We start from the raw sequence: 20,428 nt of genomic DNA, 5'->3' as shown, positions 1-20,428 counted from the left end.
TACTGTTGGCCCGATCGAGCCTCACCGCCTGAATTCAAGGAGCCGCACGAATGGTCCGTTACCGCGTGCGCGGTGGCAACGCACTGCGTGGAACCGCGTTCATCCAGGGCGCGAAGAACGCCGTGCTGCCGATGATCGGTGCGGCTCTGCTCGCCGCGAAGGGCCGCACCGTCCTGCGCAACGTGCCGATCATCGAAGACGTACGCCGCGCGATCGAGCTGGCCGAGGCGGTCGGCGCCTACGTCGAGCTGCACGAGTCGGAGCGCACGCTGGTCATCGACGCCTCCAGGCTGACGAGCGCGGTGCTGCCCGCCGAGATCGCGCGACGGTTCAGGGGCTCGGTGCTGTTCACCCCCGCGCTGCTGCACCGGCTGGGCGAGGCGATCGTGGAAGGGGTCGGCGGCTGCAATCTCGGCAGCCGCAATCTCGACTTCCACTACCTGGGCTACAAACGGCTGGGCGCGATCGTGGACGAGGGCGAGACCGTCATCCACGTCAAGGCGTCGGGGCTGACCGGCGCGACTCTCTACCTCGACACTCCGTCCCACACCGGCACCGAGAACCTCATCATGGCCGCCGCCCTGGCCAAGGGCACGACGGTGATCGAGAACGCGGCTCTGGAGCCCGAGGTGCTCGACGTGATCGACATGCTCACCAAAATGGGCGCGCGGATCAGCGGCGGCGGCACGGGGTTCATCACCGTGGAGGGCGTGGACGAGCTGCACGCCGTCGAGCACACGGTGATGCCCGACCGGCTGGACGCGGGCGTGTTCGCGATGGCGGCGGCGATCACCGGGGGCGAGCTGAGCCTGGTCGGGACCGGGCTCGACCTGGGCGTCGTCCGCTACAAGCTCGAACAGATGGGCGTCGAGTTCGCCCGGCAGGGCGCGGTGCTGCACGTGCGGTGCGAGGGCCCGCTGCGGCCGATCAACATCATCACCGACACCTACCCGGGCTTCGCCACCGACCTGCAGTCGCCGATGATGACGGTCGCGGCGCTCGCCGACGGCAACAGCTACATCCATGAGCGCATCTTCGACGGCCGGTTCGCCCTGGCCGCGGAGCTGAACAAGATGGGCGCCAACGTGGAGGTCGAGGGCAGCCGGGCCGTCGTGCGCGGCCGGACGCCGCTGACCGGAACCGAGGTGACGGCGCACGATCTGCGTTCGGGGATCGCGCTCGTGCTCGCCGGACTCGCGGCCAAGGGCGAGACCGTGATCGAGTCGGGATACCTGATCGATCGCGGTCACGCACATCTCGCGGCGCGAATGCGGGCCCTCGGCGCGGACATTACACGAGAGATTTCCGAGCGCTAAAAAACGCGAGAAAAACCGCGCTGAGCTGCTAGGACATCTTGTCGGGCGGTCAACCAGAACGGCTTTCCGGAAAAGTCGGGCGTGACATTACGGCCCCCGCGAGCGATCGTTCCAAAAGAGAGCACTGCAACGGACGGCAGGATGGGACGAACATTGGTCGAGAGGGCCGAAGAAACTCCCCGAGTGTCACGCCCGGGCGCTATGACACCGGACCTCACCATCGGCGTGGTCGGACCACACGACCTGGTCGAGCGAGTCATGCTGATGGGCCACGCCGCGGCGCCGCTGCCATGTCGCCTGGTGGCGGCCGCCTACCGCGACGAGCAGGAGGCGCCGGACAAGGTGACACGACTCGGTCCCGGTGTCGACGCATGCCTGTTCGCCAGCCCGGTCCCCTATGACCTGGCCAGGCGTTCCGGTGTGCTGACGATGCCCGCGACGTACGTGCAACTCGGCGGAGCAGCACTGGTGGCGGCGCTGGCCAAGGCCGCGCTCGACACCCGCATGGACCCACAACGGGTCAGCATCGACGTGGTCAGCCGGGCCGATGTCGAGGAGGCGTACACCGACCTCGGCATCCCCGCCACGGACGTGCACAGCCGCGACGAGCCGGGCGCCACCGGCACGATCGCGGCCTACCACGAACGCCTGGCGCGGCAGGGCGCGACCACGGGAGCTCTGACGTGCCTGCCCGCGGTGGCCGAACGCCTGCACGCGGCGGGCGTAGCGGTCATCAGGATCAGGCCGACCTCCGCGGCGGTCCGCACGGCGCTGCACACGGCGGCGCTGCTCGGGGCGCATCACCGGCTGGAGGAGTCGCAGCTCACCGTGGTGCTGGTGGAGGTGCCGACGCTGCGCGAGCCCGTGCGCCGCGCCGCGCCCCGCTACTGGCGCGACGAGCTGCGGCTGTCGCTGCACCGGCTGCTGGTCCAGGAGTCGAACCGGATCAACGCCACCGTCTGGCCGATCGACGATCACAGCTACCTGGTGACCGCTACCAGGGGGTCGATCGCGGCGGCCACGGACGGGTTCCGGGTGTTGCCGTTCGCGGCCAGGATCAGGGACGAGCTGGGGCTGGCGGTCGAGGTCGGCGTGGGGATGGGGCGTACGACGCACGACGCGGAGTCGCACGCCCGGGCCGCCCTGGCCCGGACGCAGGCCGGGAAGCAGGCGCAAGGGTTCGCGGTGGATCGGGAGGGGCGGGCGCTCATTCCCGCCCCGCGGATGCCGCCTACCGGGGCGACCGCGCTCAAACCCAAGGGCGTGGAGGTGCTGGCCCGGCTGGCGGCCAAGCTCGAAGGCGGCGACACCGTGGTCGACGCGGAGGGTGCGGGGAAGATGCTCGGGGTTACGCCTCGTACCGCTCGGCGGTTGTTGCGCACGTTGGTTGACGAGGGACTCGCGTGGCCGCTCCCGCCGAACCGAACGCCGCAACCTGGGCGGCCTCGGCAGCTGTACCGGCTGATCGTGGAGAAACTAGGGCCGCGCTGATTGGTGAGCCGCGCTTGGTGCGGGTTCGCCCCATGTACGGGTCCGTCGTCCCCTTCCCCTTCCAAGGACGGCGGGCCCCCAGGGGCCAAACCCAAGATCTTTTTGTTACGGCCGGCCAAGCAGGCGCCACCCGCCGCACGGTGTTGAGGGCCTCCAGGGGGACGGCCTCTGACCCGCACAAGGCTGGGCGCCGCAACGGCGCACTGTGGGCCGGCTGGCGGGTGAGTTGTGGGCCACGTTGCCGGGGTTGGGATGTCGTGGGGTCGTTAGGGGTTCGCGTGACTAGAAGTGGGCGTTGGTGTTGACATGGGGTGTCAAGTTTGCGAACTACGGCATTGACTCTTGTGAACTTATTGGTTGACCCGTGTAGATGGGGGTATGTTCTTCGACGCCCCCGATCGACGGGATTCGGACGGGGGCACCAAATTTTTCCGGCGCCGCATCTTCCGCTTGAGCGCGTTGAGACCCTCTGCCCTTGAATGCCGCTGATCGTGCGGTGTGGGTGTGCGTTTCTGGTTGGCTTGGCGAGGTTTCGCCCAACATCATGTGCTCGCCCGATGACGGATTGCTCGGTCCCCTGCCTTTCAGGGGCGCTGGTGTGGACCGAGGTTGGCGTCGTGGTAGGGATTGGGCGGGTTTCGGGTTGATTCACATCACCCTTGCGGGCTTGATGTTTCGGCGGTGGTCGGCTGTCGTGGCGTACCTGGGCTCGGTGGTGTTGCTGGTTGTCACGGTATCCGTGCGGGCCGATTCTCCGCATGGACGGTATTGAGCCCGCGTCTGGGGAGTGGGCTGCCTTCAGGAAGGTGCTGCGCGGGGCTGTGGAGGTGCTGGGCGCGCTTGGGTGGTTCAGTGCTCCCCGGGGTCAGCAGGCGCAGGAGATGCCGGATATTGGTGCCGTGAGGGCGTCCACCGGGTGGCGGGTGATGCCTGACGTGGTCTCCACCGGGAAGCCCTCCCTGGCCCAGTACTCGAAGCCGCCGATCATCTCCTTGACTCGGTAGCCGAGCTTGGCGAACTCCAGGGCGGCCCGGGTGGCGCCGTTGCAGCCTGGGCCCCAGCAGTACGTCACCACCGTGGCGTCCCTCGGCACCATGGTGGCCGCCCTGGTGGCGATCTCGGCGGTCGGGAGGTGTACGGCGCCCTCGATGTGGCCCTGGTCCCAGCTCTCCTGGCTGCGCGAGTCGATGACGACGAGGCCGGGGACCGCTGCGGCCAGGTCGCCGGCCACGTCCGAGACGTCGGTCTCGAAGGTCAGGCGGGCGGCGAAGTGCGCGATCGCCGTGGCGTTGCCAGCGGCCGGCGTTGTCGTGACTGTGGACGTTGCGATCGTTTCTGCCGTGGTGACAGGTGTGACGGTCCCCGAGGCGGGCGGGGAGGGGGTCTGGAAAGCGGACATGTAGCAGTTCTCCCTGGTGGGGTGGGTTGGTTCGACGGAAGGATCCTGTCAGTCGGGGCGGAAGGGTGACAGTGGCGGAAAAGCCGCCTATCGCTAATATCCCGCCATTGTCCGGAGTCTGATACTCGCGGGCTTTTGTCGTACCCGCCCGGTAGGGTCATGAGCCATGCGTGCGAACACCACTGACACCCATGCTCCGCTCCTGGTCTGGGGCGCGTTGGCGATCGTCTACGTGGTGTGGGGCTCGACGTACCTCGGCATCAGGATCGCCATCGAGACCATGCCGCCGATGCTCAGCGGCGCGTTGCGGTTCGTGACGGCTGCGCTGCTGCTCGCCGGTTTCCTGGTGATCAGGAAGGGCCTGGCGCCGTTCAGGATGTCGTGGCGCCAGTTCGGCGGAGCCGGGCTGGTCGGGTTATTGCTGCTGACCGGCGGCAACGGCATGGTCGCCGTGGCCGAGCAGCACATCTCCAGCGGCCTGGCCGCGCTGCTCGTGGCGTCGGTGCCGTTGTGGCTGGTGGTGTTCAGGATCGCGGTCAGGGACCGTCCCGCGCTGTTGACGCTGGCGGGGGTGCTGGCCGGGTTCGGCGGGGTCGCGGCCCTGTCGTTGAACGGCGGCGGCGAGTCGGCCAGCACGCCGGGCATCGTGGTGATCCTGATCGCTTCGCTGTCGTGGTCGATCGGATCGTTCCTGTCGGCGCGGATCCCGATGCCGTCCAACGTGTGGGCGGCCAGTACGGTCGAGATGCTGGTCGGCGGCCTGGGGCTGGTCGTGGCCGGGATGTCGCTCGGCGAACGGCTGGACTTCGCGGCGGTCTCGGGACGTTCGTGGGCGGCACTGGCGTATCTGGTGCTGGTGGGGTCTTTGGTGGGGTTCACCGCCTACACCTGGCTGCTGGGCAACGCGCCGATCTCGCTGGTCTCCACGTACGCGTACGTCAACCCGATCGTCGCCGTCATCCTGGGCGTGCTGGTGGTGAACGAGCACGTGACGGCGCAGATCGTACTCGGTGGTGTGGTGATCCTGGTCGGCGTCGCCCTGGTGGTGTCCACCGAGCGACGCTCGAGATCCAGAACGCGCGTACCAGAAGAAGTCAGGGTCTAGCGGAAGTCTCTGGCGGCGGCGAGGAAGGCGTCGTTCGCCTCGGGGTCGCCGATGGACACGCGCGCGCCCTCCCCCGCGAACGGCCGCACCGCCACCCCCTCCACGGCGCAGGCGGCGGCGAAGTCGAGGGTGCGCTCGCCGAGCCTGAGCCAGACGAAGTTCGCCTCGGTGGGCGGGACCGTCCACCCCTGGGCGATGAGCGACTCGCGTACGCGGGTGCGTTCCTTGACCACCCGCTCGACCCGCTCCAGCAACTCGTCCTCGGCCTTCAGCGACGCGATGGCCGCGACCTGGGCGAGGTGGTTGACGGCGAACGGAATGATCGTCTTACGCACTGCCGCCGCCACGGGCTCGTGCGCGATCAGGTATCCGACCCGCAGGCCCGCCAGCCCGTACGCCTTGGAGAACGTGCGCAGGACGCAGACGTTCGGCCGGTCGGGGTAGAGGGTGAGGCCGTCGGGGACGTCCTCGTCGCGTACGTACTCGCGGTAGGCCTCGTCCAGCACCACCAGCACGTGCTCGGGCACCCGGTCCAGGAACGACTCGAGCTCTCGTCGCCGGATGGCGGTGCCCGTGGGATTGTTCGGGTTGCACACGAACACCATGCGCGTCCGCTCGTTGATCGCCTCCGCCATGGCATCCAGATCGTGGTCCTCGCCCGCCAGCGGCACCATGACGGACGTCACCCCGGCCAGGTCGGCCAGCAGCGGGTACGCCTCGAACGACCGCCACGCGTACACGACCTCGACTCCTGGCTCCCCCACCGACTCGAACAACTGCTGCGCCACCGTGACAGAACCGGCGCCGAGCGCGATGTGCTCACCCGGCACGCCGAACCGCTCCGCGATGGCCTCGGTCAGCTTGACGGAGCCCGGGTCGGGGTACCGGTTGATCTGCCGCGCCCCCTCCGCGATCGCCTCGACCACGGACGGGAGCGGGTCGTACGGGGATTCGTTGGAGGAGAGCTTGTACGACCGTCCGTCGGGGGCGGCGACGGCCTTGCCCGGCTTGTAGGCGGGCATGGTGTCCAGGATCTGGCGGAAACGAGGCATGGCCTAACTTTAGGAGGCGTGGCCGGGTGAAGCATCAACCAGGTCACCCGGGTCCCACCCACTCCTGGCCGGTGGCCGTACCGGACGCGATCACGTCACTGCGCGGGCCCGCGCTCCCTTGGGCGGTTACTCCTTGAGGCTGCGGAGCATAGGTGGGTGGAGGAGCTCGGCGGGGCCTCGGCGGTAGAGCTTGGCTGGGCGGCCCCCATCCCTTGTTGTTGTCTCGCCTGTTTCCACCAGGAAGCCCTCCGCCTTGGTTACCTTTCTGTGGAAGTTTCGGGGGTCCAGGGGGCGGCCCCAGACGATTTCGTACACGCGGCGCAAGTCTGCCACCGTGAACTCTGGAGGGCAGAAGGCCGCTCCCAGCGACGTGTACTCCAGTTTTGCCCTGGCTCGTTCTACTCCGTCCAGCATGATGCGGCGGTGGTCGAAGGCCATGACCAGGAGGGAGTCCACCGGCTGCCAGCTCATGTGGGCCTTTTCCGAGGCCGGGAGGTCTGGTGCCAGGCCCAGGTAGGCGACGCTCAGGACTCGTTGCCGGGGGTCCCGGTCCGGGTAGCCGTACGTCTGCAACTGCTCCAGGTGCACCGGTGCCCCCGGGAGGCCGGCTCGTTCCGAGAGGATGCGGTGGGCGGCCGCCGGGAGGTCCTCGTCGAGTTGGATGAAGCCGCCCGACAACGACCAGCGCCTGAGGAACGGTGGATTGTCGCGGCGCCATACCAACGCGCTCAGGGCCTGGTTGCGTACGGTGAGCACGACCAGGTCGACGCTGACCGGGATGCTCGGGACCATGGAGGGCACGTTACACGCAGTCGTGAGTAACGAGTGAACGGTACATCTCGTGGCTGCCGGTGACCGTACATCCTCAAGGGCAACAACCTACGTGACGATGCGTACGTGTAACGGCTCCGTCGTCGACTGCCCGGAAGGCGCCTTGACGGTGATCCTGACCCACTCCCCCACCGGCACCTGGCTCCAGTCGAACGGCACCCAGGCGGTCTGCATCCCCTCCGGCAGCTCCTCCAGCGGATCCTTGTCCAGCCACCCCACCGCGGACACCACCTGATCGTTGGTCCCCCCAGACCACTGAATGGTGATCGTGCTGTCCTGGAAGTTGTAGCCGCGTACCTCCACTCCGTCCTGGACGTCCCGCGGGCGCCTGATCGCGTCCACCGCGATCGGCCGCCGCCAGTCGGTGGTTATCTCCTTTTCGAGGGACGGAGTGCCGCATGTCATGAAGTCGCTCCACATATAGGAGACCACCTTCTGGACATACCGCCCGGTCATCGTCACCGCCTGGTCCAGGCGTTTCTTGTCCGTCTTGCCACGCGTGCCCTGCGGCGCGCACGCCTCCTTGCCCGACGGCTCGAACGCCTCCACGTTCGCCCACAGCTGCACCTCGAACCCGGCTTCGAGCATGTCCTCCCGGGCCATCGACATCTCGCGGTAGTAGTCGCGGGTCGACCCGTGGTACGCCGTCCCGTACGTGGACTCCCCCACCACCGGCCGCAGGCGTTCGTCCACCTCGGTGTCACGCTCGTCCGGCCAGAACAGGCCCACCTTGCCCGTGCCCCGGCTGTCCTGCGGCGCGATGATGCCGACCCCCGTCTTCGCCAGCGCCTTGAACGCCTCGGCCACCTGCTTGGGCGTCTGGCCGAAGCCCACCCTCTTGCGCGCGTCCAGATAGGGGCTGATCAGGATGGGCTTGCCGGGCAGCTCCTGCTCCACGATCGTGTGCTGGTCGGCGTACACCTCCAGCGTCGGGTTCGTGGCCAGCGTGGCGGCCATCTGCACCTCGAACGGCTGGTACACCCCGCCCAGCGAGTCCCGGTTCGCGAAGCGCACGCCGTAGTCCTGCAGGATGCGCCGCGTCAGCGTGGTGAGCGTGCCGATGTGCTTCCTGTTGGCCCTGGTCGGCGCGTCCGGGTCGCGGGGTGCGAGCGGCAGCGCGGGGAAGACCCGCATGCCGAACTGGTCGGCCAGGTCGAGCAGCTCACTCAGGCTGTCCTTGTCCGAGCCGGCCACCAGGATCATGTCGTACGACGTGGCCTTGCTCGAGAAGTCGCAGGTGGCGTCGTCCGAGCCGTCCACCTGGGTGATGAGCCGGTAGTAGATCCGGTTGCCCACCTCGATGCTGCGTTCCATCTCGGGGCAGCGGAACAGGTCGGGCCCGAACGACTCGTCCGTCCGGTAGACGTAGGTCCGGCCGATCCTGTTGCCCGGGTTGGCCTGCCGTAAGTCCCGTTCGGCCGCGTCGTGGCAGGACAGCCCGTCCTCCTGGCACGGCTTGTAGAGCGAGTCGAGGGTGCCGTCCTTGGCCAGGACCTCGCCGGTGTCGGAGACGGAGCGGAACTGCAGGCCGTACCCGATCCTGATGATCGTGTCCCCGCCGACGTTGTGGATCTCCTCCAGTTGCGAACGCCAGGTGCAGGCGTTCGACTTGGGGGTGATCCAGTAGCCGGTGACGGCGTAAGGGGCCCGCTCGTTGGTCTCGAACGTTCCACACGAGTCGGTGAACTCGCTCACCTTGGGCGTCGGCTCGGTATGGGAGGGTTTGGGGGTCGAAGAGCGCGCCGTGGTGGCCGGCTTGTCGGAGGACGACGGAATGACGATGATCACAGCGGCGACCACGGCCACGATGGCTGCGCCCACGACCAGGAAGAGCCAGCGCACGTTCAGGAACCTACCCGCCCTCGAGAATTACGGCTTGACGCCGGCCCACGACTCCAGCTGGGACACGAACCGCTTGGCCGAGTTGGGCCAGTGGTGGTTCGCTCGGGCCGCCGCGTAGCCGCGTGCGCCCTGCGCCCGCCGCTCGCGTATGTCGTCCCGCAACGTCAGCACCGCCTGCGCGACCGCCTTGGGGTCCTCCCAGGGCACCACGATGCCGCTGTCGTAGCGCTCCACCAGCTCGACGGCGCGCGGCGACGGCGTCGTGATGACGGGGATGCCGTGCGCCATGTACTCCACGATCTTGGTGGGCATCGAGTGCCGGTAGTTCGGCTCGTCGTGCAGCAGTGAGAGCCCCGCCAGCGCCCCGTCGAGCCGCTTGAGCGCCTCGTCGTTGGGCATGAAGTCGCGCCACTCCAGCAGGCCCTCGGTGACGGCCTGGTTGAGCACGGGACGGCTCTGCGGGTCGGCGTACCCGATCAGCTCCACGGCCACCCGGTACGGCTGCAGCAGCTTGGCCACCTCGACGGCCTCCGCCACGCCCCGGGCCCTGGACAACCAGCCGAGATAGACCACCCGGTCGTCGCCTGGAGGCGTCACGGAGTCGGGTACCCAGGTCTCGTTCGGCACGATCAGGTGCGCGTCCTTGAACCTGCCCGCGTACGCCGTCTCGGCCAGCAGCAGGTGCAGGTGACGTTCCGCGGTGCCTTCGAGCATGCGGGCCAGGAAACGTACGGGAGGTCGTAACAGCGACGGCAACCACGGCTTGAGGGAGAGAGTGGCGGGGGTGTCCTCGTGCACGTCCCACACCACGGGCGGCCTGTTGCGCACGCCCCACACCGCGAACAGCAGCTCCGGGTCGTGGATGAGGACGACGTCGACCTTGTCGCGCATGCGCTTGAACAGCCGGCGCGCGGCCCACACCGCCGACAACCGATTACGCTGGGCGGCCCTGGGAAGATCGACTCCGGTGACCCACGGTCTGGGCACGACGCCGTGCGCGGTGAACGACGCGGCGTACGTGACCTCATGACCGGCATCCACGAGGGCACGAATCTGCCTGTGCAGGATCCGAGCGTCCTCGGGGTTATGCACCACCGTCATGACGAGCACGTGCACTGCGCGCAGCCCTCCGTCGCTACAGCCGCTCGACGCGTTCACCCTCGGCGAGAACGCCGCGGGTGTCGAGCACGAGTCTGGCCTTCGCCTCGACCATGTCGAGGTCGAACGCGGCGTGTTGCTGCATGAGCAGCGTCACGTCCGCGTTGATCACGGCCTCGGCCAGATCCTCTTCACGCGGCACGGGTGTGCCGTCTACCGACCACTCCTTGACGTACGGGTCCGCGAACGTGAGCTCGGCCCCCAGCTCCAGCAGCGCACGCGCCACCGGGAGAGCCGGAGTCTCGCGCTCGTCGGCGATATCCGGTTTGTAGGTGACGCCGAGCATAACGACTCTGGCGCCGTTGACGGGCTTCTTATGCCTGTTCAGCAAGCGCTGGACGCGGGCCACCACGTACGACGGCATCCGCTCGTTGATCTCCTGCGCCAGCTCCACGAACCGAAACGGGTAACCGAGCTTGCGCACGGTGTACGACAGGTACGAGGGGTCGACGGGGATGCAGTGCCCGCCCACCCCCGGACCCGGCAGGAACTTCTGGAAGCCGAACGGCTTGGTGGCCGCGGCCTCGATCGACTCCCACAGGTCGATCCCGAGCTCGTCACAGAAGATCGCCATCTCGTTGACGAGGGCGATGTTGACGTGCCGGTAGGTGTTCTCCAGCAGCTTGGCCATCTCGGCCTCGCGGGTGCCGCTGACCGGCACCACCTGCTCGATGAACTGCCCGTAGAACGCCGTCGCCCGGTCGCGGCAGGTCGGCGTGTAGCCGCCCACGACCTTGGGCGTGTTCCGCAGGCCGAACTTGGGATTGCCCGGGTCGATGCGCTCGGGCGAGAAGGCCAGGTGGAAGTCCTCGCCCGCGACCAGCCCCGAGCTCTCCAGCAGCGGCCGGGCCACCTCGTCGGTGGTGCCGGGCCAGGTGGTGGATTCGAGCACGACGAGCGTGCCCCTGCTCAGGTTGCGGGCGACGGTACTGGTCGCGCCCTCCACGGCGGAGAGGTCCGGGCGGTGGTCCTCGTCCAGCGGGGTGGGCACGCATATGACGATCGTGTTGCTCCTGGCCAGCACGGACGCGTCGAGCGTGGCGCTGAAGCCGTTGGTCAGCATGTGCTCGAGGTCCGCGTCCGTCAGGTCATCGATGTAGGACTGTCCGGCGTTGAGCGCGTCGACCTTGGCCGGGTCGACGTCCACGCCCACGACCCGCAGGCCGGCGGCCACCGCCTCCTTGGCGAGGGGCATGCCGACGTAGCCCAGGCCGATGACAGCCAAGTCGATTTCTGTCACAGCTGTGCCTTTGGGAGCCGGAAACAACACTTCATGGTGGCAAAGGTTATCTCAAGTCCACCTAGCTCACGCCTAATGCGACCGAACCCGTCACAAGAGACAGCCAACTCGAAGGTCATCATTCGGCCAAGGATCGGTATAGGGCTTGATAAGTCTCGGCAACGCGGCTCCAAGTCCGCTTCGCGGCGACTTCCGCCCGTCCTGCCTTGCCCATCTCAGCGCGCCTGTCCGGGTCCTCTCTGAGCCCGGCGATGGCCTTGGCCAGCTCCGCCGGATCGCCCGGCGGCACCAGCAGCCCCGCGCCGTCGGAGCCGACGAGCTCGGACAGCGCGGGCAGGTCGCTGAGCACGACGGGCTTGCCGAGCGCCATCGCCTCGACGGGTTTCAACGGCGTGACGAGCCGGCAGACCCGCAGGTCCTCGCGCGGGCAGGCGAACACGTCGATGGCGTCCTGCGCCTGCAGCGCCTCGTCCGGCCCGACCCGGCCCGGCAGGATGGCGTCGCGAAGGCCCAGCTCGGCGACCAGTTCGAGGAGGTTGTCGCGCTCGGTGCCGTCGCCCACGATGAGCACGCGGACGGGGGTGCCGACGTCACGCAGCAGCGCGGCGGCCCGCAGCAGGGTGGCGAACCCCTCGTAGGCCACGATGCTGGACACCGACCCGACCACGATCTCCTTGGGCTCGATGCCGTACGCGGTCCGGAACGAGGCCCCGTCGTAGTGGGCGGTCAGCAGCGAGTCGTCCACCGCGTTGGGCGCCAGGTGGATCTTCTCCCTGGGCACGCCCCGATCGACGATCTCGGTGGCCATCGTCTCGGCCAGCGTGACGACCGCGTCCGCCTCCCGCATGAGGAACGCCTCGCGGTCGCGCTGGAGCACGTGCCGCTGGCTGCCGACCCTGAGCGGGTCGCGCGAGGCCCAGGTCTCCTCCAGGAAGCCGCGTACCTCGTAGACGAACGGCGTGCCCGTCCTGTCGCGTACCGCGTGCGCCACGGAGCCGTTGCGGTGGTCGGTGGCGGCGTGCAGGACCTGCGGCTTGAGCTGGGTGACGAGTTTGGTGACCGCCTCGGCGCCCTTGATCATGCGCCCGCGCATCTCGAACGGCATCTCGCCGTGCCCGTCGGGCAGCAGCCGGTAGTAGGGGATGCCGTCGATCTCCTCGAACGGCGGCGCGTCCGCGTGCCCCTGCAACATCGGCCAGCCCCAGCTCGTGACCACGTGCGGGTCGAGCCCGGCGGCCTTTTGCGAGGTGACGATGCGGTGGGTGCGCACGGTGTAGCCGGCCTGCGTGTACGGCAGCGCGTTCGTGACCAGGTGCAGCACCCGGCCCTCGACCCGCTCGGTGACGGCCACCTTGGGCGCGGGCGGGATCGGGTCGGGGCCGATCGCGGCCAGCTCGCCCCGGTAGTAGGCGGCCCTGCGCTTGACGAAGGGGTATTTGGCGTGCGCGTCGAGCACGGCGGCGGCCTCACTGACCCGGCCGGCCTCCCAGTGCTCCTTGGCCTCGTTCCACGGCGCCTTGATCATGCGCATGCCGATCTTGCGCACGAAGCGCCGGGCCTGGCGCGCGGCGGGCCACGCTATGGTGCCCACCACGGGACGCAGCCGGGGCGGGAGGGCGTCGGCGGCGGCCTGGGCCACGCGGACGGGATCGGACTTGACCTTCGTCACGACGACGCGGGAGACGATGATCGGGTGCTGGACGAAGCCCTTGAGAAGTCCACCGACGCCGGCACGGGCGGACTTCGCGGAAACCTTAGAGGAGTCTTGACGACTGGCGTCGGATGCCACGCAGGGACCGTACCATAGGCAGCGTTTTTTCCCTTCCGCTATGAAAGGCGAGGTCAATGAGGGAGAACCCCCTGGTCCTGCACGTTTTGGGTGCTCGTCCCAATTTCGTGAAAGCGGCCCCGGTGGTGCGGGCACTCGGTGAACTCGGCGTGCGGCAGGGCATCATCCACACTGGTCAGCACTACGACGCCCTGATGTCGGACGTCTTCTTCGCCGACCTCGGCCTGCCGGAGCCGGTGGCGAACCTGGGGGTCGGCTCGGGCACCCACGCCAAGCAGACCGCGGCCCTGCTCGTCGGGCTGGAGGACGTGGTCGTCGCGCAGGAGCCCGACCTGGTCGTGGTCTACGGCGACGTGAACTCGACGCTGGCCGCGATCCTGGTGTGCGCCAAGCTCGGCGTCAGGACCGCGCACGTGGAGGCGGGGCTGCGCTCGTTCGACCGGGGCATGCCGGAGGAGGTCAACCGGGTCGTCACCGACGCGCTGGCCGACCTGCTCTTCGCCACCTCGCCCGAAGCCCTGGCGTACCTGGCGAACGAGGGTGTGCCCGCGTCCAAGGTGCACCTGGTGGGCAACCCCATGATCGACAGTTTGTTCTCGGCGCTGCCGTCGCTGGACCCGGCGCCCGTGGTGGCGCGGCTGGGCATACCGGCTCGTTATGCCGTGGCGACCCTGCACCGCCCCGCGAACGTGGACACCCCCGAGGCCGCCAAGGAGCTGGTCGACGCCGTACTGGAGGTCTCCCGGCAGCTCCCGATCGTGGTGCCGATCCACCCGCGCGGAAAGGTACGGCTGGCCGAGGCGGGGCTGGTGGACGGGGAGTCGATCAGGGTCGTCGACCCGCTGGGTTATGTGGACTTCCTCTCACTCGTACGCGGTGCCGCGCTGGTCGTCACGGACTCCGGCGGCGTGCAGGAGGAGACGACCGTGCTGGGCGTTCCCTGCCTGACCGTCAGGCCCAACACCGAGCGGCCGATCACGATCACGCACGGCACGAACCGCCTGGTCACGCCTGCCTTGCTGCCCGCCGCCGCGGAGAAGGCGCTGGCCGACGGGGCCGCCACGCCGGCCGGTGAGCTGCCGGTTTTGTGGGACGGCAAGGCCGGGCCGCGGATCGCCACGGTGATCTCCGCGTGGCTCAAGGGGGACAACCTCGCCCCTGCCTCTCAGGGCAAACGCCCCGAATAGCGGCCGTTTCCGCCGTAGCATGACGTACCTCCGCTGAGCGATAGGCGTACCACCATGGCCCAAGTCCCCGAAGAGCCCACTTACCAGCGGCTCGGCCCAGTCAACTGGCTGCCCGAGGAGCGCAAGCTCGTCGAGCGGTACGAGGCGGAGCTCAGGGAGCTGCGGCGGCGGCTGGAGATCGCCGAGGCCAAGGCCGCGTACGCGAGCTGGAAGCTGGAGGCCACTCAGGCCAAGCGCACGTTCAAGCTGGGCGAGGCGCTGGGCTCGAAGAGCCCGGGGAAGATCGTCGAGGCGGTCAGGTCGAAGGAGAAGGCGCCGAAGCCGCCCGTCCCGGTCACCGAGGCGGCCGAGGTCGCGAACAACCGGCCGCCGCTGGTCGAGGTGCCGCCGGTGAAGTGGCCCGCCGGGCCGGTCAACAGGCCGGACCTGAAGGTCGCGGTGATCCTTGACGACTTCTCCAGAATGGCCTTCCGGTACGAGTGGGACCAGATCGAGTTCGGGCTCAAGGACTGGCCGGAGATCTTCGCGGACAAGCGGCCTGACCTGCTGTTCTGCGAGTCCGCCTGGCATGGCAACCAGGGTCGCTGGCGGTACCAGATGACCGGCACGAACGCGCCCAAGGAGCCGCTCAGGGACCTGGTCGCCTGGTGCAGGAGCGAGGGCATCCCGACGGTCTTCTGGAACAAGGAGGACCCGCCGAACTTCGACTTCTTCATCGACACGGCCAAGCTGTTCGACTACGTGTTCACCTGCGACGGTGACATGCTGCCGAAATATCGCGAAATTTTGGGACACGACAGGGTGGACGTGCTGCAGTTCGCCGCCCAGCCCCGCGTGCACAACCCGATCCAGCAGAAGCAGGGCCGCCTGCACGACGTGGTCTTCGCCGGGATGTACTTCCGCGACAAGCACCCCGAGCGCCGCGAGCAGATGGAGACCGTGCTCGACCCGGTCAGGGAGCTCGGCCTGCACATCTTCGCGCGCAACGGCGAGGTGGACGAGAAGTACGCCTGGCCGGAGAAGTACCGGCCGCACATCGTGGGCGAGCTGCCCTACGACCAGATGCTGGCCGCGTACCGGATGTACAAGGTCTTTCTCAACGTCAACTCGGTGCTCGACTCGCCGACCATGTGCGCCCGGCGGGTGTTCGAGCTGTCCGCCTGCGCCACGCCTGTGGTGTCGGGGTGGTCGCGGGCGATCGAGGAGACGTTCGGCGAGCTGGTGCCCATCGCCCGCGAGCCGATCGAGTCGTACAACCAGGTCCTACACCTGATCAACAGCCCCGAGCTGCGGGCCAGGATGGGGCACCTGGCGATGCGCGAGGTCTTCGACAAGCACCTGTTCTCGCACCGCGTGGACCAGATCCTGCAGAACCTCGGGCACCAGGTGGCGCCCAGGTCGCGCTCGATCTCGGTCGTGCTGCCCACCAACCGCGCCTCCCAGATCGAGCACGCGATCTCCTCGGTGGCCCGCCAGCTCCACCGTCCGCTGCAGCTCGTCATGGTGCTGCACGGCCTGGACATCGACCCGGTGGTGGTGGCGGACAAGGCCCGCATGGCGGGCATCTCGGACGTCGTGGTGCTCCCCGCCGACGCCTCGCTGTCGCTCGGCGCCTGCATGAACCTGGGCATCGCCGCCGCGGAAGGCGACCTGATCGCCAAGATGGACGACGACAACCTGTACGGGGACCACTACCTGTCAGACCTGGTGCGCGCGTTCGACTACTCGGACGCGGAGCTGGTCGGCAAGGGCGCGCACTACGCGTACTTCGAGGGCGGCAACACGACCATGTTGCGCCTGCCGGGGCTGGAGCACCGCTACTCGTTCCTGGTCCAGGGGGGCACGTTCCTCGGCAAGGCGGACATGTTCCGCTCGTACGGCTTCCCCGACCTCACCCGCGGCGAGGACACCCACCTCGTACGACGGCTGAAGGAGGACTCCGTCAAGATCTACTCGGCGGACCGCTTCAACTTCGTCTACTGGCGCAGCGCCGACACGTCGATGCACACCTGGCAGGCCGACCACATCAAGCTGACCCGCAACGCCCAGTTCTCCTTCGTCGGCCGCCCAGACTCACACGTACTTATCTAACGCCAGCGCCGGGCGCAGGGGCTTGCCCCCGCGTCCGGCGCTGGACTGCGGGACGCTTGCGTCCCGCAGTGGAAAGACGGGCGAAGCACCACGCTTTTTTTTGGGGGGGGCTTGCCCCCCGCGGGGTTATTTGGTGGCCCGTGCCAAATTCTGGTCGGCGAGGTGGGCCAGTTGGTACAGCCCCTGCGGCCGCACCCGCCGGCCGACCACGAGCATGCTCATGATCAGGGTGTCCCGCCTGATCATGATCGAGCCGATCTGGGCGTTCTGCTTGCCGCCCGTCGCCGTGGTGAGGTAGGCCCGCGACTGGTCGCCCTTGGCCGGCATGGCCAGGGTCCGCGTCCGGTAAGCGACCTGGGTGCCCGACACGTTCGCGGTGTAGGCGGCGCACCGCCGCGGCAGCACCGCGGGGAAGGCGGCCGACGGCATCGACACCACCGCCTGGGTGATGGAGCCGCGCTCCGCGGCGAACGCGATCACCGCGGCGGGCGCCTTGGCGACGTCCGGCTCGGCGGCGTCGAGCTGCGCGGCCCCCGCGCACTCCGGCCGCTGCAGCTTGGCCTGGCGGACCGCCGCCAGGCCCTGCTGGGTGGACTTGAGCGAGCCGAACGCGCCCAACTCCGGTCCGTACGCGACGCGCATGCCCTTCGGCGTCGGCAGCAGGGCGGCGCGCAGCCTGGCCGACTCGGTGGACGACGGCGACGGCGGCGCCGAGCGGGCGGGCGCCGAGACCTCCTCGCTGGACGAACAGCCGGTCATGGCCAGCATGCCCAGATCCATGGCCAGACATATACGAAAAACAGCTTTAAACATGAGTTCTCCAATTCACTCTGGCGTCATTCACGCGGGGGCAAGCCCCCGCGACCCCCCACAAGGCATAACCCAAAAGCCAGAAACGATGGAGGAATTTCGCGAGGGGCAAGCCCCTCACGAAACGCTAGAGGAAGTGGAGAGTAAGCAGCCGAGTAACGTCGCTATTCGCGGGATTCAGTGGTTTTACGAATGACTTCTGGTTCGACCCCATTAGGGGTTCCGCCGTTGAGCAGTGCCCGGGCCAGGCCCAGTCCGGTGCCGCCGAGCGTGAGCGCCTTGGCCAGTAGCTCTTCGACACCTTGCGCGCCGTTCAGCACCACCATGTGGTCCACGTTCCCGAACGCCTTCGCGCCCGCCTCGACGATCTCCGGCCAGTGCTCGGCGAGCTGCTGGGCGATGACCGCCTCCTGGTTCTCCTTCAGCGCCTGGGCCCGCGCCCTGATCGCCTGCGCCTCCGCCAGGCCCTTGGCCTGCGACGCCTCGGCCTCGGCCAGGCCCAGCGCCTTGGCCGCCGCGGCGCCGGCCAGCCCGCGGGCCTGGGCGGCCTGGGCCTCCGCCTCACCGGCTATCTTCGTGGCCGCTCCGGCCGCCTCGCCGCGCAGCCGTACCGACTCCGCCTCCGCGGCGGCGGCCAGCTTGACCTGGCTGGCCTGCGCGGCGGCGCGCAGCTCGGTCTCCCTGGCCTCGGCCTCCGCCTGGGCGATGCGGGCGTCCCGCTCGGCCTGGGAGAGCGTCACGGTCTCGTACGCCTTGGCGTCGGCGGGCTTGCGTACCTGCGACTGGAGCCGCTGCTCGGCGAGCTGGGCCTCCAGCTCGGCGGCCCTGGTCTCCTGGACCACCACCTCCTGGCGGGCGGTCGCCTCCGACAGCGGCCCCGCCTGGCGGGCGGTGGCCTGGGCGCGGTCGATCTCGGCCCGGTAGGAGGCCTCCTTGATCTGGGAGTCCCGCCGGGCGGCGGCCATGTTGGCGGCGGCGATCTGCTCGGCCTCGGTGGCCTCCTGGTCGCGCTGCGCCTGCGCGATGCGGGCGGTGGAGGCGACCTTGGCGGCATGCGGCTTGCCGAGGTTGACGATGTAGCCGGTCTCGTCGTCGATCTCCTGGATCTGCAGCGAGTCCACGATCAGGCCCAGCTTGCTCATCTCGTCGGCGGCCGAGGCCCTGGTCTCGCTGGTCAGGCGCTCGCGGTTGAGGATGAGGTCCTCGATGGTGAGGTTGCCGATGATCGAGCGCAGGTGCCCGGTGAACAGCTCGTGGATCGCGCTGGTCATGAAGTCCTGCTGGTCGAGGAAGCGGCGAGCGGCGTTGGCGATGGAGGACAGGTCGTCGCCGACCTTGTAGATCACCACGCCGCGGATGTGCACGGGGATGCCCTGCTGGGTGACGCAGGAGACCTGGAGGTTCGCGGCCCTGGTGTCCAGCCGCAGCCGCCTGGCCGCCTGGAACCCGGGCAGCACCGCCGCGCCCTTGCCGGTAATGATCTTGAAGCCGAGGCTGTCGACGCCGTCGGTGCGGCGGCGGGCGGCCAGGCCGGAGATGATCAGCGCCTCGTTGGGCTCGGCGACCCGCCAGACGGCCTTGAACAGCAGGATCAGAACGATGGCCGCGACGATGATGCCGCCGCCGGCGAGGTAGAGCTCGGGGGACATCGGAGGGTCTCCTTAGACGAGCGCTCTGGCCACGTACACGGTTCGCGGGGGGAAGTACTCGACCACGATCACGATGGATCCGGTGGTGAACTCCTCGTCGGGCACGCTGGGGTGAGCGTAGAACGCCTCGACGCCGCCTCTGATGGGGATCATGACCTCGCCGACGAGCCCCGGGCCGATCTTTCCTGTGACCCTGCCCTGCTTGCCGACCACCGGACTCCCCCCGTCGTGATATTCCGGACGCTACTCCAACGGGGCATTCGCGGTAATAGGCCGCGCAAAATGTTTCCCGAAGCGCTGCGCGCCCCTGCGCGGCTTTTAGCCGGACTGATGATGATCGCGCCATGTGCTCGACTCCATGCGACCCAGGGATGAGCCCGGCCATTCACCGCCGCGACTCGGCCATGAGCACTCTGGGGAGCATGTTCGCTCAAGGGGCGGCTGAGACGCCTCAGGACGCCGCGTACCCGCCCATGCCGTTCAATGTGCGGGGCGGCGCCCCTGAGACGCTCAGCGGGCCGCACGCGCCGCGGGACAGCCGCTTCCGCCGGTACGCGGGGCGGGCGCGATGAGACCGTGGTCGCGGATCTTCCTGATCGGATTCGTCCTGTGGCTGGCAACCGTGATCGTCACGGCCGGGACCGGGAACTCCAACCTGGTGCCGACCGTGGTGTTGTTCGGCAGCTTCCTGGTCCCCGTGACGTTCGTGGTCTGGGCGTACGGGCGGGGCCGCTCACCGCAGGTCACGGTCGAGTTGCTGTTCATCGCGTTCGTGGTGGGCGGCGTGCTGGGCGTGCTGGGCGCCTCGGTGCTGGAGAGCCTGCTGATCCGGCCGTCGATCGTGATGTACGTGCTGGTCGGCCTGATCGAGGAGGGCGCCAAGCTGGCCGCCCTGCTGTTCGTCACCAGACGCCTGACCAGCCGCACGATCAGGGACGGCATCGTGCTGGGTGCGACCGTCGGATTCGGCTTCGCCGCCTTCGAGAGCGCCGGGTACGCCTTCAACGCCCTGTTCACGGCGGAGGGCCTGTCGCTGACCCAGGTCGTCGAGACCGAGGTGCTGCGCGGCATCCTGACCCCCGTCGGGCACGGCCTGTGGACAGCGATACTCGGCGGCGTGTTGTTCGGCGCGGGCGGCCGGCTCACGGCTCCCGTCGTGCTGAGCTATCTGGGCGTCTCGCTGCTGCACGCGCTGTGGGACTCGATGTCGGCCATCGCGATCGCGATCACGCTGGTGCTGACGGGCCAGCGGTGGCAGTTCGAGTTGCTGCGGATCGGCCGGGTGCCGCACGTGAGCGCGTGGCAGGTGCACGTGTACACGCTGATCAACTGGGCGGGACTCATCGCGATCTCGCTGGTAGCGCTGCTCTGGCTGTGGACGATCATCGTTGCGGGCCGTCGCAAGCCCGAGATCTTGCACCAATAATCACGGTAATGAACGTGTTCCTCCCACTGCGCCAGACGCATA

Annotated in this window: 17 protein-coding genes; 7 read left to right on the top strand and 10 right to left on the bottom strand. The window is 68.6% G+C overall.

Going from position 1 to position 20,428, the window contains the following annotated elements:
* The first annotated feature begins 50 nt into the window (after positions 1–50).
* Together murA and ACFLIM_RS36685 are read left to right on the top strand one after the other, a co-directional pair.
* Entirely contained in the window at positions 51–1,316 is a 1,266-nt protein-coding gene (gene murA, locus ACFLIM_RS36690) for a UDP-N-acetylglucosamine 1-carboxyvinyltransferase (protein WP_393172979.1), read from the top strand.
* 201 nt (positions 1,317–1,517) lie between these two features.
* Positions 1,518–2,807: a GTP cyclohydrolase IIa gene (locus ACFLIM_RS36685; protein WP_393172978.1), complete on the top strand. Its 1,290-nt coding sequence runs from the start codon at positions 1,518–1,520 to the stop codon at positions 2,805–2,807.
* 865 nt (positions 2,808–3,672) lie between these two features.
* On the opposite strand, the gene ACFLIM_RS36680 is transcribed toward ACFLIM_RS36685, so the two are convergent.
* Entirely contained in the window at positions 3,673–4,206 is a 534-nt protein-coding gene (locus tag ACFLIM_RS36680; protein WP_393172977.1) for a rhodanese-like domain-containing protein, read from the bottom strand.
* Between the two features lie 166 nt (positions 4,207–4,372).
* Here ACFLIM_RS36680 and ACFLIM_RS36675 point away from each other — a divergent pair, with 166 nt between their 5' ends.
* Positions 4,373–5,311 carry an EamA family transporter gene (locus ACFLIM_RS36675; protein WP_393172976.1) on the top strand — a complete coding sequence of 313 codons (939 nt, stop codon included), beginning with the start codon at positions 4,373–4,375 and terminating at the stop codon, positions 5,309–5,311.
* Here ACFLIM_RS36675 and hisC read toward each other — a convergent pair.
* The 6 genes from hisC to ACFLIM_RS36645 form a co-directional block, all read right to left on the bottom strand.
* A complete protein-coding gene (gene hisC / locus ACFLIM_RS36670) occupies positions 5,308–6,363 on the bottom strand; it encodes a histidinol-phosphate transaminase (RefSeq protein ID WP_393172975.1) in 1,056 nt (351 codons plus the stop codon). The genes ACFLIM_RS36675 and hisC overlap by 4 nt on opposite strands.
* Positions 6,364–6,489: 126 nt before the next feature.
* Positions 6,490–7,155 carry an NUDIX hydrolase gene (locus ACFLIM_RS36665; RefSeq protein ID WP_393172974.1) on the bottom strand — a complete coding sequence of 222 codons (666 nt, stop codon included), beginning with the start codon at positions 7,153–7,155 and terminating at the stop codon, positions 6,490–6,492.
* Positions 7,156–7,242: 87 nt separating this feature from the next.
* Positions 7,243–9,036 carry a DUF4434 domain-containing protein gene (locus ACFLIM_RS36660; RefSeq protein ID WP_393172973.1) on the bottom strand — a complete coding sequence of 598 codons (1,794 nt, stop codon included), beginning with the start codon at positions 9,034–9,036 and terminating at the stop codon, positions 7,243–7,245.
* Between the two features lie 27 nt (positions 9,037–9,063).
* Positions 9,064–10,152: a glycosyltransferase gene (locus ACFLIM_RS36655; protein ID WP_393172972.1), complete on the bottom strand. Its 1,089-nt coding sequence runs from the start codon at positions 10,150–10,152 to the stop codon at positions 9,064–9,066.
* A 19-nt stretch (positions 10,153–10,171) separates the two neighbouring features.
* Positions 10,172–11,434 (bottom strand): nucleotide sugar dehydrogenase, encoded by a 1,263-nt coding sequence (locus ACFLIM_RS36650; RefSeq protein WP_393172971.1) that lies wholly within the window; start codon positions 11,432–11,434, stop codon positions 10,172–10,174.
* A gap of 118 nt (positions 11,435–11,552) precedes the next feature.
* Positions 11,553–13,223 carry a glycosyltransferase family 4 protein gene (locus ACFLIM_RS36645; RefSeq protein ID WP_393172970.1) on the bottom strand — a complete coding sequence of 557 codons (1,671 nt, stop codon included), beginning with the start codon at positions 13,221–13,223 and terminating at the stop codon, positions 11,553–11,555.
* 56 nt (positions 13,224–13,279) lie between these two features.
* Between ACFLIM_RS36645 and wecB the strand changes: the two genes are divergently transcribed.
* Both wecB and ACFLIM_RS36635 read left to right on the top strand, forming a co-directional pair.
* Positions 13,280–14,410 carry a non-hydrolyzing UDP-N-acetylglucosamine 2-epimerase gene (gene wecB / locus ACFLIM_RS36640; protein ID WP_393172969.1) on the top strand — a complete coding sequence of 377 codons (1,131 nt, stop codon included), beginning with the start codon at positions 13,280–13,282 and terminating at the stop codon, positions 14,408–14,410.
* Between the two features lie 54 nt (positions 14,411–14,464).
* Entirely contained in the window at positions 14,465–16,501 is a 2,037-nt protein-coding gene (locus tag ACFLIM_RS36635) for a glycosyltransferase family protein (RefSeq protein ID WP_393172968.1), read from the top strand.
* 126 nt (positions 16,502–16,627) lie between these two features.
* On the opposite strand, the gene ACFLIM_RS36630 is transcribed toward ACFLIM_RS36635, so the two are convergent.
* The 3 genes from ACFLIM_RS36630 to ACFLIM_RS36620 form a co-directional block, all read right to left on the bottom strand.
* Entirely contained in the window at positions 16,628–17,281 is a 654-nt protein-coding gene (locus ACFLIM_RS36630; RefSeq protein WP_393172967.1) for a hypothetical protein, read from the bottom strand.
* A gap of 194 nt (positions 17,282–17,475) precedes the next feature.
* Positions 17,476–18,960, bottom strand: coding sequence for an SPFH domain-containing protein (locus ACFLIM_RS36625; RefSeq protein ID WP_393172966.1), 1,485 nt, complete (start codon positions 18,958–18,960; stop codon positions 17,476–17,478).
* 12 nt (positions 18,961–18,972) lie between these two features.
* Positions 18,973–19,173 (bottom strand): hypothetical protein, encoded by a 201-nt coding sequence (locus ACFLIM_RS36620; RefSeq protein WP_393172965.1) that lies wholly within the window; start codon positions 19,171–19,173, stop codon positions 18,973–18,975.
* A 209-nt stretch (positions 19,174–19,382) separates the two neighbouring features.
* Between ACFLIM_RS36620 and ACFLIM_RS36615 the strand changes: the two genes are divergently transcribed.
* Entirely contained in the window at positions 19,383–19,532 is a 150-nt protein-coding gene (locus ACFLIM_RS36615; RefSeq protein WP_393172964.1) for a hypothetical protein, read from the top strand.
* Positions 19,529–20,386, top strand: a complete 858-nt coding sequence (locus tag ACFLIM_RS36610; RefSeq protein WP_393172963.1) for a PrsW family intramembrane metalloprotease — start codon at positions 19,529–19,531, stop codon at positions 20,384–20,386. The genes ACFLIM_RS36615 and ACFLIM_RS36610 overlap by 4 nt, the downstream gene beginning before the upstream one ends.
* Positions 20,387–20,428: the final 42 nt, after the last annotated feature.

Source organism: Nonomuraea marmarensis (genome assembly GCF_043197025.1).
In the GTDB taxonomy this organism is placed as follows: Bacteria; Actinomycetota; Actinomycetes; order Streptosporangiales; family Streptosporangiaceae; genus Nonomuraea; species Nonomuraea marmarensis.
Note: the sequence above shows the minus strand (reverse complement) of the source record. Positions and strands in the feature narration are given on the sequence as shown.